Annotated in this window: 13 protein-coding genes and 1 riboswitch; of the genes, 7 read left to right on the top strand and 6 right to left on the bottom strand. The window is 68.7% G+C overall.

The features are described from left to right. The 3 genes from ACWEK3_RS20425 to ACWEK3_RS20415 all read right to left on the bottom strand — a co-directional run bounded on the left by ACWEK3_RS20425 (window position 1) and on the right by ACWEK3_RS20415 (window position 3,210). Entirely contained in the window at window positions 1–831 is an 831-nt protein-coding gene (locus ACWEK3_RS20425) for a carbohydrate ABC transporter permease (RefSeq protein ID WP_361414505.1), read from the bottom strand. Beyond that, window positions 828–1,814 carry a carbohydrate ABC transporter permease gene (locus ACWEK3_RS20420; protein ID WP_450543784.1) on the bottom strand — a complete coding sequence of 329 codons (987 nt, stop codon included), beginning with the start codon at window positions 1,812–1,814 and terminating at the stop codon, window positions 828–830. The genes ACWEK3_RS20425 and ACWEK3_RS20420 overlap by 4 nt, the downstream gene beginning before the upstream one ends. A gap of 112 nt (window positions 1,815–1,926) precedes the next feature. Beyond that, window positions 1,927–3,210: an extracellular solute-binding protein gene (locus tag ACWEK3_RS20415; RefSeq protein WP_453250259.1), complete on the bottom strand. Its 1,284-nt coding sequence runs from the start codon at window positions 3,208–3,210 to the stop codon at window positions 1,927–1,929. Window positions 3,211–3,674: 464 nt separating this feature from the next. Here ACWEK3_RS20415 and ACWEK3_RS20410 point away from each other — a divergent pair, with 464 nt between their 5' ends. From ACWEK3_RS20410 to ACWEK3_RS20385, 6 genes are all read left to right on the top strand, one after another. Then, entirely contained in the window at window positions 3,675–4,439 is a 765-nt protein-coding gene (locus ACWEK3_RS20410; protein ID WP_141358515.1) for a GntR family transcriptional regulator, read from the top strand. A gap of 143 nt (window positions 4,440–4,582) precedes the next feature. Beyond that, the gene (locus ACWEK3_RS20405; protein WP_384426248.1) at window positions 4,583–4,882 is read left to right on the top strand and encodes a DUF3311 domain-containing protein; all 300 of its coding nucleotides are present in this window, start codon (window positions 4,583–4,585) and stop codon (window positions 4,880–4,882) included. Beyond that, entirely contained in the window at window positions 4,879–6,489 is a 1,611-nt protein-coding gene (gene mctP / locus ACWEK3_RS20400; protein WP_450543779.1) for a monocarboxylate uptake permease MctP, read from the top strand. The genes ACWEK3_RS20405 and mctP overlap by 4 nt, the downstream gene beginning before the upstream one ends. Window positions 6,490–6,566: 77 nt before the next feature. Next, entirely contained in the window at window positions 6,567–7,073 is a 507-nt protein-coding gene (locus ACWEK3_RS20395; RefSeq protein WP_450543777.1) for a GNAT family N-acetyltransferase, read from the top strand. A 62-nt stretch (window positions 7,074–7,135) separates the two neighbouring features. Further along, a riboswitch (cobalamin riboswitch) is annotated at window positions 7,136–7,272 on the top strand. Window positions 7,273–7,395: 123 nt separating this feature from the next. After that, on the top strand, window positions 7,396–9,747 hold the full coding sequence (locus tag ACWEK3_RS20390; RefSeq protein ID WP_450543776.1) for a ribonucleoside-diphosphate reductase subunit alpha: 2,352 nt from the start codon (window positions 7,396–7,398) through the stop codon (window positions 9,745–9,747). Continuing rightward, window positions 9,747–10,760: a ribonucleotide-diphosphate reductase subunit beta gene (locus ACWEK3_RS20385; RefSeq protein WP_361414491.1), complete on the top strand. Its 1,014-nt coding sequence runs from the start codon at window positions 9,747–9,749 to the stop codon at window positions 10,758–10,760. The genes ACWEK3_RS20390 and ACWEK3_RS20385 overlap by 1 nt, the downstream gene beginning before the upstream one ends. Here ACWEK3_RS20385 and ACWEK3_RS20380 read toward each other — a convergent pair. Next, window positions 10,673–10,927: a hypothetical protein gene (locus ACWEK3_RS20380; RefSeq protein ID WP_365416685.1), complete on the bottom strand. Its 255-nt coding sequence runs from the start codon at window positions 10,925–10,927 to the stop codon at window positions 10,673–10,675. The genes ACWEK3_RS20385 and ACWEK3_RS20380 overlap by 88 nt on opposite strands. 93 nt (window positions 10,928–11,020) lie before the next feature. On the opposite strand from ACWEK3_RS20380, the gene ACWEK3_RS20375 reads away from it, so the two are divergent. Further along, entirely contained in the window at window positions 11,021–11,986 is a 966-nt protein-coding gene (locus ACWEK3_RS20375) for a helix-turn-helix domain-containing protein (RefSeq protein WP_453250258.1), read from the top strand. 21 nt (window positions 11,987–12,007) lie between these two features. On the opposite strand, the gene ACWEK3_RS20370 is transcribed toward ACWEK3_RS20375, so the two are convergent. Both ACWEK3_RS20370 and cyc1 read right to left on the bottom strand, forming a co-directional pair. After that, window positions 12,008–13,381, bottom strand: a complete 1,374-nt coding sequence (locus ACWEK3_RS20370) for a bifunctional albaflavenone monooxygenase/terpene synthase (RefSeq protein ID WP_450543772.1) — start codon at window positions 13,379–13,381, stop codon at window positions 12,008–12,010. Beyond that, entirely contained in the window at window positions 13,378–14,463 is a 1,086-nt protein-coding gene (cyc1, locus tag ACWEK3_RS20365; protein ID WP_453250257.1) for an epi-isozizaene synthase, read from the bottom strand. The genes ACWEK3_RS20370 and cyc1 overlap by 4 nt, the downstream gene beginning before the upstream one ends. Between the last annotated feature and the right edge of the window lie 16 nt (window positions 14,464–14,479).

Raw genomic sequence — 14,479 nt, 5'->3', positions numbered from 1 at the left:
TTATCCCTTCACGGCGCCCGCGGTCAGGCCGCTGACAGCCTTGCGCTGGAGGTAGACGAAGAGGATCAGGATCGGGACGGCGAAGAGGGAGGAGGCCGCCATTGTCGCGCCCCAGTCGTCGCCGAACTGGGTCTGGAAGCTGGACAACCACAGCGGCAGCGTCTTGGCCTCGATGTCCTTGTTCAGCACCAGGACGAGGGCGAACTCGTTCCAGGCGGTGATGAAGCCGAACAGCGAGGTGGCCATCAGGCCCGGGGCGAGCAGCGGCAGGATGACCCGGCGGAAGGCCGTCATACGGGAGCAGCCGTCCACCATGGCCGCCTCCTCCAGTTCCTTCGGCACGGCGGCGACGAAGCCGCGCAGCGTCAGGATGGTGAAGGGCAGGATCATCATCGTGTAGAAGAGCGTCAGGGGCACGAGGCTGTTCAGCATCGACGCGTCCCGCACGATCATGTAGATGGCGATGATCATGACTTCCCAGGGCGCCATCTGGGCCAGCATGAAGCCGATGACGAAGCCGCGCCGCCCCTTGAACCGCATCCGCGCCAGGGCGAAGGAGCCGGCCAACGCGATGATCAGCGAGAAGACGACGGCGAGGACCGTGACGGTCACCGAGTTGGTGACGTACGTCCAGAAGTGGTCGACCTGTGTCGCCGTCCTGAAGTGTTCGAAGGTGAAGTCGACGGGGAACCAGACCGGGTCCTCGGAGATGATGTCGCCGGTCGGCTTGAACGCCGTGGAGAACATCCAGTACACGGGGAAGACGAAGCCGATGAACAGGACGACGGCCATGGCGTTGGGCCACAGGCGGCCGAAGAGCGAGCGCTTCACAGCTCGTCCTCCTCTTGCTTGAGCACGATCCTGAGGTAGTAGGCGGTCAGCCCGAGCAGCATCAGGATGGTCAGGACGGCGATCGCCGCACCCATGCCGTAGTGCTGGTTGCCGATGCCCTCGATGTAGGCGTAGACGGGAAAGATCTCGGTGAGCCGGTCCGGGCCGCCGTTGTTGATGAGAAGGACCTGTGCGAACGCCTTGAAGACCCAGATGATCTCCAGGAAGGTCGTCGCGTAGAGGAAGGGCCGCAGGTACGGCAGGGTGACCGTGGTGAAGCTCCGCCAGGCACCGGCGCCGTCGAGGGACGCCGCCTCGTACAGCTCGGCGGGGATGGTGGTGGTCGCCGCGTACAGGTTGATCGCGACGAACGGGATGGACCCCCACACGATCAGCGCGGTGATGACGAAGAACGTCGACATCTGGCTGCTGGTCCAGCTGTAGTCGGCCATCGAGTGCCAGCCGAGCTTGTCCAGCACCCAGTTGACGACGCCGAAGCGCTGGGCGAACAGCCACTGGTAGACGGTGCTGGCCGCCACGATGGGCATGGCCCAGGCCAGCACCAGGCCGATCAGCAACGTGAACCGCATGCGCTTGCCGAGGCGGGCGAGCAGCAGGCCGATCAACGTGCCCAGGACCATGATCAGGGCGACGTTGACCGCCGTGAACAGGACCGAGCGGAGGGTGACTCGCCAGAAGTCCTCGCTGGTGAGGGTCTCCTTGTAGTTGTCGACGCCGTTCCACTCGGTGACGTGCTGGATCAGCTGCGTCATGTTGAGGTTCTGGAACGACAGCAGGAAGTCCTTCAGCAGCGGCCAGCCGAGCAGCAGCACGGTGGCCGCGCAGGCGGGCAGCAGCAACAGATAGGGGGCCGCCCCGCCCCTGCGCGAGGCGGCTCGCGGTCTCGGACCGCCGGATGCCCGGCCGTCCGCCCTGCGGGCGTCCACCGGGCCTGAGGGCGGCCGTTCGGTCTGCACGGTCATGCTCGCGATCTCTCTTCTCGGCCGAGGGGCCCTAGGTACGTCGACCCGCGTACAGGTGCCGGGGCGGGACGGCCGTCCGTGGTACGGCCGCTCCGCCCCGGCTCACCCGGTGCTACTGCTTCTGCGCCAGGCGCTTGTTGAACTCGCCCTCGACCTGCTTGGCGGCCTCGGCCGGGGACTTCCCGTTCAGCACGGCGGTCATGTATGCCTTGACCGGGTTCGGATCGTTCTCCACCGCGGCCCACTCCGGGATCAGCGGCGTGGTGCCGCCGCCCGCGGCGGCCGGGGCGGCGGCCTCGGCGACGGCGTTGCCCTGGAGGTTGCTCTGCAGCGCCTCCTTGTTCGGGATGACGCCGTTCTCCTTGGCCAGCTGGCCCTCGAACTGGTCGGACAGGGCGACCTTCAGGAACTCCCTGGCGAGCTCCTGCTTCTTGCTGCCCGCGGCGACGGCGAGGTTGGAACCGCCGAGGAAGACGCCCTCGGGCTTGTCGGCCGTGGCGCCCGGGATGGTGAAGTAGCCGATCTCCTTCTCGATCTTCGGGTTGGCCTTGATCGCGATACCGGCCTCCCAGCCCATGCCGATGAACGCGCCGACCTTGCCCTTGGCGAAGACCTCGCCCTGCTGCGGGTGGGCCTCGTCCTTGTCCTTGGACGCCTTGGACAGGGCCTGGAACTTCTTGTAGGTCTCCATGGCGGCGGCGACCTTCGGGTCGGCCAGGTTGGAGACGTACTTGTCGCCCTCCTTCTTCACCAGCTCGCCGCCCTCGCCGACCACCAGGCCGACGAAGTGGTACCAGTTCTGGCCGGGCAGGTAGATCGGCTCGGCACCGGTCTTGTCACCGACCTTCTTGAGGTCGGCGTAGAACTCGTCGCGGGTCTTGGGGGTGTCCTTGATGCCGGCGTCGGCCCAGAGCTTCTTGTTGTAGAGGACGACGCGGTTGGCGAAGTACCACGGTGCCGCGTACTGCTTGCCGTCGAAGACGGACGAGTTGTTGAGGGACTCGGTCCAGTCGCCGCCGATCGAGGATTTCAGGTCCGCGAGGTCGGCGAGGCCGCCGGTCTTGGCGTAGGCGGGGGTCTGGGTGTTGCCGATCTCGAAGACGTCCGGCGGGTTCTCCTCGGACAGAGCGGTGGTCAGCTTCTGCTGGATGCCGTCCCACTGCTGGATCTCGAACTTGACCTTCGCCTTGGTCTTGGCCTCGAAGGCCGCGGCGACATCCTTCTGCCACTGGTCCGGAGAGGAACCGTCCATCACCCACACGGTGAGCGTCTGGCCGGCGTAGCCGTCCTTGCCGGTCTTGGCCTTGCCCCCGTCGTCGTCCTTGCCGCCCCCACACGCCGCGATGGAGACCATCATGCCCGCGATACCGATCGCGGCTACCAGCTTGCGCTTCACGCCACCCTCCTCAGGGATGCCACAAACCCCCCTGCCTCCCCGCGGTTGAGCGACATCCGAGCGTCGGCGCGTAACCGCCCGTGGGGCCGGGACCTGGACCAATGGTGTAGACCAGTACGGGGAGCTTGGCCCAGACCAATAGGGCTGTCAAGAGTGCGCCGACCCGCTCACGTGGTCCGTTATGCGACCGCGATATGCAGGGACCTTTCATTGTTCGTCCGGCAAAATGGACGCCCGCGTTCCACTGGACCAGCGGCGGCCGCACGCGGCCCGCCGGCCGCCCTGGCCAGGTGGACCACCCGCCCTGGCCGGGGCGATGGACTAGACCAGCCGGAGTCGCAACGGTATACAGAGGAGATCACGGAGCGTACGGGTGACCACCCGGCACGCGAAGCCGTGCCACGATGTGAGCCGGGGCCGACGGGACGTCGGCCGCATCGGCACTGGAGCCGGGAAGGCGGAGCATGAGCACCGACGTCAGCAGTGCGGAGAACGAGGGTGGGGCGACCGTCCGTACCGCGCGCGTGCCCAAGTACTACCGCCTGAAGAAGCACCTGCTCGACATCACGCAGACGCTGCCGCCGGGCACTCCGGTCCCGCCGGAGCGGACCCTGGCGGCCGAGTTCGACACCTCGCGCACCACGGTGCGGCAGGCGCTCCAGGAACTCGTCGTCGAGGGCCGGCTGGAGCGCATCCAGGGCAAGGGCACCTTCGTCGCCAAGCCGAAGGTCTCCCAGGCGCTGCAACTGACCTCCTACACCGAGGACATGCGCGCCCAGGGCCTGGAGCCGACCTCGCAGCTGCTGGACATCGGCTACGTGACCGCCGACGACCGCCTGGCCGAGCTGCTCGACATCACCGCCGGCGGGCGCGTGCTGCGTATCGAGCGGCTGCGCATGGCCAACGGCGAGCCGATGGCCATCGAGACCACCCACCTGTCGGCCAAGCGCTTCCCGGCGCTGCGGCGCAGCCTGGTGAAGTACACCTCCCTCTACACCGCCCTCGCCGAGGTCTACGACGTCCATCTCGCCGAGGCCGAGGAGACCATCGAGACCTCGCTGGCCACTCCGCGCGAGGCGGGCCTGCTCGGCACCGACGTGGGCCTGCCGATGCTGCTGCTCTCCCGGCACTCCCTGGACCGCGAGGGCCGGCCGGTGGAGTGGGTGCGGTCGGTGTACCGCGGGGACCGCTACAAGTTCGTGGCACGTCTCAAGCGGCCGCAGGAGTAAGGGTCTTGTGATGGCGTAAGAATCTCGTGGCGGTCCGCGGCGTCATGCGCACGAGGGATTCCGCACGTGTGACACCGTGACCTAGATTGCCTGCGCACTGCACGGACGCTCGCCGGTGATCAGCTAGGGGACGGAGTCGCCACATGTCGAATGCCCCGGAAGCCACCAGAGCGGTGGTGACACCCTTAAGGGTCGTCATCGCCCTCTGCCTCGTCGCCCCCTTCGTGGCGCTGCTGTGGGTGGGGTCGTACGCGAAGACGGATCCGGTGTTCATAGGGATCCCGTTCTTCTACTGGTACCAGATGCTGTGGGTGGTCCTCTCCGCGGCCCTGACCATGACCGCGTACCGGCTGTGGCTGCGTGATCAGCGTGCCGCCCGGGCCTCGCGGGCCGCCCGGACCGCCCCTGCCGCCACGGCCGAGGACGGGGGTGCGGTCAAGTGAAGGACGGTGTCAACGGCGTCGCGCTCGGCGTCTGCATCTTCTTCTTCCTGCTCGTCACCGTCATGGGCTTCCTGGCCGCGCGCTGGCGCCGTGCCGAGAACGAGCACAGCCTGGACGAATGGGGCCTGGGCGGCCGGTCGTTCGGCACCTGGGTGACCTGGTTCCTGCTCGGCGGCGACCTGTACACCGCCTACACCTTCGTGGCCGTGCCGGCCGCCGTCTACGCCACGGGCGCGGCCGGCTTCTTCGCGGTGCCGTACACGATCCTGGTCTACCCGCTGATCTTCACGTTCCTGCCGCGGCTGTGGTCGGTGTCCCACCGGCACGGATACGTGACCACCTCGGACTTCGTCCGCGGCCGGTTCGGCTCCAAGAGCCTGTCGCTGGCGGTGGCGCTCACCGGCATCCTCGCGACCATGCCGTACATCGCGCTCCAACTGGTCGGCATCCAGGCCGTCCTTGACGTGATGGGCGTCGGTGGCGGCGACAGCACCCACTGGTTCGTGAAGGACCTGCCGCTGCTGATCGCCTTCGGTGTGCTGGCGGCGTACACCTACTCGTCGGGACTGCGCGCGCCCGCGCTGATCGCGTTCGTGAAGGACACCCTGATCTACATCGTGATCGCGGTGGCCATCATCTACATCCCGATCAAGCTGGGCGGCTTCGGCGAGGTGTTCGCCAAGGCGGACCAGAAGTTCAGCGAGTCGGGGACGGGCGGCCTGGTGCCTGCGGCGGCCGGCCAGTGGACGTACGCCACGCTGGCCCTGGGCTCCGCGCTCGCGCTGTTCATGTACCCGCACTCGATCACCGCGACCCTGTCCTCGCGCAGCCGCGAGGTGATCCGCCGCAACACCACGATCCTGCCGCTGTACTCGCTGATGCTGGGCCTGCTCGCCCTGCTGGGCTTCATGGCGATCGCGGCGGGCGTGCAGGTGAAGAACGGCCAGCTCGCCATTCCGCAGTTGTTCGAGAACATGTTCCCGGACTGGTTCGCGGGGGTGGCGTTCGCGGCGATCGCCATCGGCGCGCTGGTGCCGGCGGCCATCATGTCGATCGCCGCCGCGAACCTGTTCACCCGCAACATCTACAAGGACTTCCTCCGCCCGCACGCGACGCCGAAGGAGGAGACCCGGGTCTCCAAGATCGTGTCGCTGCTGGTCAAGGTGGGCGCGCTGGTCTTCGTCCTGACCATGGACAAGACGGTCGCCATCAACTTCCAGCTGCTCGGCGGCATCTGGATCCTGCAGACCTTCCCGGCCCTGGTCGGCGGCCTGTTCACCCGCTGGTTCCACCGCTGGGCGCTGCTGGCGGGCTGGGCGGTCGGCATGGTCTACGGCACGGTCGCCGCCTACGGGGTCGCCTCGCCGACGCAGAAGCACTTCGGCGGCTCGGCGAAGGAGATCCCGGGCATCGGCGAGATCGGCTACATCGGTCTGACGGCGTTCGTGCTCAACGCGGTCGTCACGGTGGTCCTGACGTTCGTACTGAGGGCGGTCAAGGCGCCTCAGGGCGTGGACGAGACCCGGCCCGAGGACTACACGGCGGACGCCGGCGACCCGGGCGTCGAGGTGGAGCTCCCGCCGACCACGGCGGCGGCGCCCCACTGACACCCGGGAGGGGCATCCCACGGGCCGCCGGAGAAATCCGGCGGCCCGCTGCCGTGCCCGTGCGGCACACTCGGGCCATGGACATCGTGATCCGGCCGGTGGAACCCGGCGAGTACGGCACCCTCGGTGAGATCACCGCCCAGGCCTATCTCCGGGACGGGCTCCTCGACTTCGGTGAGAGCGACGGGTATCTCGGCGAGCTGCGGGACGTGGCCAAGCGGGCGGCCGCGGCCGAGGTGCTGGTGGCGGTGGCGGACGGGACGGTGCTCGGCGGCGTGACCTTCGTCCCCGGCACGGGCCCCATGGCCGACCTCGCCGGTCCCGGGGAGACCGAGATACGGATGCTCGCGGTCGCGCACACGGCGCGCGGCCGAGGCGTCGGCGAGGCCCTCGTACGGGCCTGCCTGGACCGGGCACGGGCCGTGGAGGGCTGTGTCCGCGTGGTGCTGTCCACCCAGGGCACCATGCACACCGCCCACCGCATCTACGAGCGTCTGGGCTTCGTCCGCACGCCGGGCCGGGACTGGAACCCCCTCCCGCACCTGGACGACATCATGCTGCTCACCTACGAGTTGACATTCTGACACGTTCCGGAGTCGACGCGGCACAACATATGGGGGTGCCCGACTCACTCAGCACAAGATGTATGCTCGTGCTCACTGTCGCCGCAGGGGAATCCGGTGCGAATCCGGAACTGTCCCGCAACGGTGTACTCGTGCGCGTATGCCCCCATGGGCCGCCACGAGCGTCAGTCCGAGGACCTGCCGACAGTGCGCCCGGCCGTCCGGTCCGGGTGCCCTGACGTCCGGGCCTCGTGGAATGGGCCGGTGGACGCGGCGCCGCGTGCGCTCGTGTGCCGCCCCCTGCCCTCGGCGAGGCCCCGTGCCGAGCGAGGGAGAGCTCCACGTGACCATCGCGCCAGCAGACCCGGTTTCAGTCACAGCTCCGGAAACCGACGGTCCAGGTGCCGTACTGCTGCGGACCCTGACCGAGCTGACCGCCGACCTCCCCGACGCCGACCCCGGCCGGGTCGCCGCCGCCGCGCTGCGCGGCCGGTCGGCGCGGGCCGACGAGGCCGAGTTGCGCGAGCTGGCCACGGAGGCGGCCGCCGGGCTCATCTCCGAGGACCCCGCCTACTCCCGGCTCGCGGCCAGGCTGCTGACCCTCGCCGTCCGCGCCGAGGCCGCCTCCCAGGGCGTCGCCTCCTTCACCGACTCGGTCGCCGTGGGCCACCGCGAGGGCCTCGTCGCCGACCGGACCGCCGAGTTCGTACGCGCCCATGCCGACCGCCTGGACGCGCTGATCGACCGGGCCGCCGACGACCGCTTCGGCTACTTCGGCCTGCGCACCCTGCACAGCCGGTACCTGCTGCGGCACCCGATCACCCGCAAGGTGATCGAGACGCCGCAGCACTTCATGCTGCGGGTCGCGGCGGGTCTCGCGCAGGACGACACCGCGCGGTCGGTCGACGAGGTCGAGGCGCTCTACGGGCTGATGAGCCGCCTCGACTACCTGCCCTCCTCCCCCACGCTCTTCAACTCCGGTACGCGTCACCCCCAGATGTCGTCCTGCTACCTGCTCGACTCCCCCAGGGACGAGCTGGACTCGATCTACGAGCGCTACCTCCAGGTCGCCCGTCTGTCCAAGCACGCCGGCGGCATCGGCATCGCCTACTCCCGCATCCGCTCCCGCGGTTCGCTGATCCGCGGCACCAACGGGCACTCCAACGGCATCGTGCCGTTCCTGAAGACCCTGGACGCCTCGGTGGCCGCCGTGAACCAGGGCGGCCGGCGCAAGGGCGCCGCCGCGGTCTACCTGGAGACCTGGCACTCGGACATCGAGGAGTTCCTGGAGCTGCGCGACAACACCGGCGAGGACGCCCGCCGGACGCACAACCTCAACCTCGCGCACTGGATCCCGGACGAGTTCATGCGCCGGGTGAACGCCGACGGGCAGTGGTCGCTGTTCTCCCCCGCGGACGTGCCGGAGCTGACCGACCTGTGGGGCGAGGAGTTCGACGCCGCGTACCGCGCCGCGGAGGCGCGGGGCCTGGCGAGGAAGACCATGCCGGCCCGCGACCTGTACGGCCGCATGATGCGCACCCTCGCGCAGACCGGCAACGGCTGGATGACCTTCAAGGACGCCGCCAACCGCACCGCCAACCAGACGGCACAGCCCGGCCACGTCGTCCACTCCTCCAACCTCTGCACGGAGATCCTGGAGGTCACCGACGACGGTGAGACGGCGGTGTGCAACCTGGGTTCGGTCAACCTCGGCGCGTTCGTGGCCGGCGGGGACATCGATTGGGAGCGGCTGGACGAGACCGTCCGCACCGCCGTCACCTTCCTCGACCGCGTGGTGGACATCAACTTCTACCCGACCGAGCAGGCGGGCCGCTCCAACGCCCGCTGGCGGCCGGTGGGCCTGGGCGCCATGGGCCTTCAGGACGTCTTCTTCAAGCTGCGGCTGCCCTTCGACTCCCCGGAGGCGAAGGCCCTGTCCACCCGTATCGCCGAGCGGATCATGCTCGCCGCGTACGAGGCGTCGGCCGACCTCGCCGAGCGCGAGGGCCCGCTGCCCGCGTGGGAGAAGACCCGTACGGCCCGGGGCGTGCTGCACCCCGACCACTACGACGTCGAGCTGACCTGGCCGGAGCGCTGGGCGGCCCTGCGCGAGCGGATCGCCGCCGTCGGCATGCGCAACTCGCTGCTGCTCGCCATCGCCCCGACCGCCACCATCGCCTCGATCGCGGGCGTGTACGAGTGCATCGAGCCGCAGGTCTCCAACCTCTTCAAGCGCGAGACGCTCTCCGGGGAGTTCCTTCAGGTCAACTCGTACCTGGTGAACGATCTGAAGGCGCTCGGCGTCTGGGACGCCCGGACCCGCGAGGCGCTGCGCGAGGCGAACGGCTCGGTGCAGGACTTCGCCTGGATCCCCGAGGACGTGCGGACGCTGTACCGCACGGCGTGGGAGATCCCGCAGCGCGGCCTGATCGACATGGCCGCGGCCCGCACCGCGTTCCTGGACCAGTCCCAGTCCCTGAACCTGTTCATGGAGACGCCGACCATCGGCAAGCTCTCCTCGATGTACGCCTACGCCTGGAAGCAGGGCCTGAAGACGACGTACTACCTGCGCTCCCGCCCCGCGACCCGGATCGCGCGGGCCGCTCGCGCCACCGTCCCCGTCCAGACGACGCCGGACCCCGAGGCGGTCGCCTGCTCCCTGGAAAACCCCGAGTCCTGCGAGGCCTGCCAGTAATGACCAGCGAGACCAAGAACCTGCTCGACCCCGGCTTCGAGCTGACGCTCCGTCCGATGCGCTACCCGGACTTCTACGAGCGCTACCGGGACGCCATCAAGAACACCTGGACCGTGGAGGAGGTCGACCTCCACTCGGACGTCGCCGATCTCGCCAAGCTGAGCCCGGCCGAGCAGCACCTGATCGGACGGCTGGTGGCCTTCTTCGCCACCGGTGACTCGATCGTGGCGAACAACCTGGTGCTCACGCTCTACAAGCACATCAACTCTCCCGAGGCGCGCCTGTACCTGAGCAGGCAGCTGTTCGAGGAGGCCGTGCACGTCCAGTTCTATCTGACGCTGCTGGACACCTACCTCCCCGACCCGGAGGACCGCGCCGCGGCCTTCGCCGCGGTGGAGAACATCCCCTCCATCCGGGAGAAGGCCGAGTTCTGCTTCAAGTGGATGGACTCGGTGGAGAAGCTGGACCAGTTGGAGACGAAGGCGGACCGCCGGCGCTTCCTGCTCAACCTCGTCTGCTTCGCCGCGTGCATCGAGGGCCTGTTCTTCTACGGTGCCTTCGCCTACGTCTACTGGTTCCGCAGCCGCGGCCTGCTGCACGGTCTGGCCACCGGCACCAACTGGGTGTTCCGCGACGAGACGATGCACATGTCCTTCGCCTTCGACGTGGTCGACACCGTGCGCAAGGAGGAGCCGGACCTCTTCGACGACGACCTCCAGCGGCAGGTCACCGACATGCTGCGGGAGGCCGTCGAGGCCGAGCTCCAGTTCGCGCGCGACCTGTGCGGTGACGGCCTCCCGGGGATGAACACCGACTCGATGCGGCAGTACCTGGAGTGCGTCGCCGACCAGCGCCTGACGCGCCTCGGCTTCGCTCCGGTGTACGGCTCCGAGAACCCCTTCTCCTTCATGGAGCTCCAGGGCGTTCAGGAGCTGACCAACTTCTTCGAGCGGCGCCCGTCGGCGTACCAGGTGGCGGTGGAGGGCACCGTCGACCTGGACGAGGACTTCTGAGCCTCGTCGCGGCTCTCGCGGGCCTCCCGGTCCTCGTGGGCCTGACGGATCCGGCGGTCGGCACGTCGGTCGTGGACGATGCCGACCACCGACGGCAGGACCATGAGGACCAGGAGTCCGAGGACGACGAGCATCGAGATCAGGCCTTGCGTCTGTGTCGTAGTCATGGACACCACTGTCGCGCCGGACGCTCCTTACCGTGAGTGGCAGGACTGCCGTACACCTTCAAAATCCTGCCACCGCGGGGGCACACTGGAGCCATGCTGAAGAACGTGGCCACCGTGCTGCTGGACGGAGTGCACCCCTTCGAACTCGGCGTGGTCTGCGAGGTGTTCGGACTCGACCGCAGTGACGAGGGGCTGCCGGTCTACGACTTCGCGGTGGTCTCCGCGGAGGGCCCGGCGCTGAGCACCCACGTCCCCGGCCTCACGGTCTCGACACCGCACGGCCTGGACCGGCTGGAGGAGGCCGACCTGATCACGGTGCCGGCCACGGACGCCATCACCTCGCGCGGCTACCCGCCCGAGTTGCTGGACGCGCTGCGCCGGGCGGTGGACCGGGGCGCGCGGGTGCTCAGCGTCTGCTCGGGCGTCTTCGTGCTGGGAGCCGCCGGCCTGCTGGACGGGCGGCGCTGCGCGGCGCACTGGAGGCACGCGGACGCACTGGCCCGGCGCTTCCCGCGAGCGATGGTCGAGCCGGACGTGCTGTACGTGGACGCGGACCCGGTGATCACCTCGGCCGGCACCGCCTCCGGCATCGACGCCTGTCTGCACATCGTGCGCAAGGAGCAGGGCCCGGAGGTCGCCAACAAGATCGCCCGGCGGATGGTGGTGCCCCCGCACCGCGACGGCGGGCAGGCCCAGTACATCGAGCGGCCACTGCCGAAGTCCTCCTGCGACACGGTCGGCCAGGTGCTGGTCTGGATGGAGGAGAACCTGGACCAGGAGGTCACCGTCGAACAGCTCGCCGCCCGCGCCCATATGTCGCCGCGGACCTTCGCCCGCCGCTTCCAGCAGGAGACGGGCACCACTCCGTACCGCTGGCTGCTGCGCCAACGCGTGCTGCTGGCACAGCGGTTGCTGGAGGCGACGGACGAGACCATGGACACGATCGCGGACCGTACGGGGTTCGGCACCGCGGCGGCGCTGCGGCACCAGTTCGTCCGCGCGCTGGGCACCACCCCGAACTCCTACCGGCGCGCGTTCCGGGGCCCGCAGGCCGCCTGAACGCGCGCCGCGCCGCTCACGTCATCTGAGCACCGGCCGCACCAGCATCTTCTGCGGCCGCAGGGTGATACCGACCCGGGGCGTGCCGTCCGACCCGGGAACCTCCTCGAAACGGAACCTCGTCGCCACCGCGGCGGTGAACAGACTCAGAAGCGCCATCGAAAAGTGGTCGCTGGGGCACTTGCGGTTACCCACACCGAACGGGCTCATGGCATATTTCGGTACGTCCTTGGCTCGTTCGGGAAGCCAGCGGTCCGGGTCGAACTCCAGGTTGTCCGGATACGAGCGCCGATCGCGCTGGACGGCGTAAGGGCTGTAGATGATGTCCGCTCCGGCCGGAATGCGATAGCCACCGAGTTCGGTCTCGGTCACCGCCCGACGCGTCAATACCCATACGGCGGGCCGCAAACGCATCGTCTCCACGACGACATTGTTGGTGTGCGTGAGCCTGCGGACGTCGTCGAATCCGACGGGACGGCCGCCGGTCACGGATTCGACCTCCGCGCGGATCCGGTCGCCGTGTTCCGGGTGTATCGCGAGCACCCGGAGCAGCCACATGATCGTGGCGCCCACCGTTTCGCTGCCCGGAGTGAGTATCGCGACCACCTGGTCGTGGATCTCCTGCTCCCCGATGGGCTCGCCATTGTCGTCCTTCGCCGTCAGCAATGCCGTCAGCAAATCGTCCGGATTCCGGCCGGATGCCCGGCGCTCCGCGATGATCTCGTCGACAAGGAGATGCAGATCGGCCAGCGCGCGGTTGAATTCGCGGTTGGCCGGCAGCGGCAGCCGGTACAGCGGCCCGAGCGGCACCACCATCCGCTGGTACATCCCGCGGAAGACGGTGGCCAGCGCGTCGCACAACCGGTCGGCGCACTCGTCCATGTACTGGCCGCGCAGCAGGCAGCGGGCGGCGATGCGCACGGCGATCCGGAAGGCCTCCGAGGCGCAGTCGATCGTCTCCCCGGGCCGCCAGCGCTCGGTCAGCGCGTGCGCCTCCTCCTCCATGACCGGCCCGTAGGCGGGGATGGCGTCGAGCCGGAAGGCGGGCTGGATGGTGCGGCGCTGGCGGCGGTGCAGCGCGCCGTTGGAGGTGGCCACCCCCTCCTTGCCGACCAGACCCTCCAGGGACTCCCACAGCGGGCCGGAGATGATGAAGTCGGGGCTGAGGGCCACCTCGCCGGTGAGAGCGGGCGTGGTGACCGCGTACACCGTCTTCGGGCCGAGCCGGAGCCGGACGACGTCGCCGTGGTCGCGCAGTTGGGACATGAATGCCAGCGGATCGCGGACCAGTTTCAGACCGTGGCCGAGAAGCGGCACCCCGCCCCCGGCCACCGGTGGCTCGTGCGGTCCCGGGGCGTCGTGCCGGGTTTCCGACCGCACTGATTCGGCGGTCATTTCCCACCTGCCCCTTCGTCGTCGACGTACGGGGGTGTGGCCGGGTCCTCCCAGCTGTCGACCATGTACCGGCCGGACTCGTGGTGGAACCAGTAGACGGAACTGAACCAGTTCCGCATATTGCCGAGGCAGGCCCTTACGGCGGCGCTCAGCTCCTTGCCCCGTACCGTGCCGTCCGCGAGGCCGTCGGCGAAACGCAATCCCTCCTGTTCCGCGAGCAGGAATTCGGATACGCATCCCTCGATGCGCCCGCGCATTTCCGCGATCGCCTCCTCCAGGCTCAGCCCGTCGTGTTTGACGAGACTGATCCCAAGATTGTGCACCTCGTCGCCCGCTATTTCCTTGGGCAGTGAGCACAGATCGTTGTACCAGGCGGCGAATTCCTGACTGACCAGCGCCGGACGCCGGTACGCCGGATTCTTCCGGACGGCGTCCGGGAGTTCACAGCCGGCGCTCGACTCCAGCAGGTCGGTCCAGATCCAGTGGGCGAAGGTGAACCGGCGCAGTGCGAGGTATTCCTCGACCGTGGGCACGATATCCCCGGTACGGTTCTGGAATTCCCGTTCGTAGGCGTCGATCACCGCGTGGAAGTGCCGCGCGAAGCGGGCGTTCCACCGCGGCGACAGGAACGAGTAGAACCGCAGCACGGTGTCCGCGAACCCCGCGACCAGGGGGTCCTGATGGTGCAGGTGGTCCTGGGGGGAGTCCAGGGCCGTGTGCAGCGCGCGGCACAGCCGTTCCCAGGCGGCGGGCCGGTCGTGGACGACGTCGCGGTCCTGGCGGTCGTCCCAGAGGAAGAACCACGCACTGAAGTCCGCTATCGCCTGGAGCACCTCGTCGGGGGCGCCGATGAAGTACCCCGCCATGAGGTCGGTGTAGCAGAGGCTGTCAACGTGTTCCTCCACCTTGTCCGCCGGCATGAGCCGCTTTTCCAGCAGCCAGCTGCGTGTCTTCTCCTGGGGTTGGGGCCAATACCCGTGCACCTGCCTGGGAAACTCGGCCTCGATCACCGGAAGTGCGAGCGATGGTGGGACTGCGACCGCTGTCGTCGTCGGTGTGGTGCTGTATGGGAAAGCTGGCACGAACAAACCCCTCTCA

The organism is Streptomyces sp. NPDC004721, from assembly GCF_053601495.1.
Note: the sequence above shows the minus strand (reverse complement) of the source record. Positions and strands in the feature narration are given on the sequence as shown.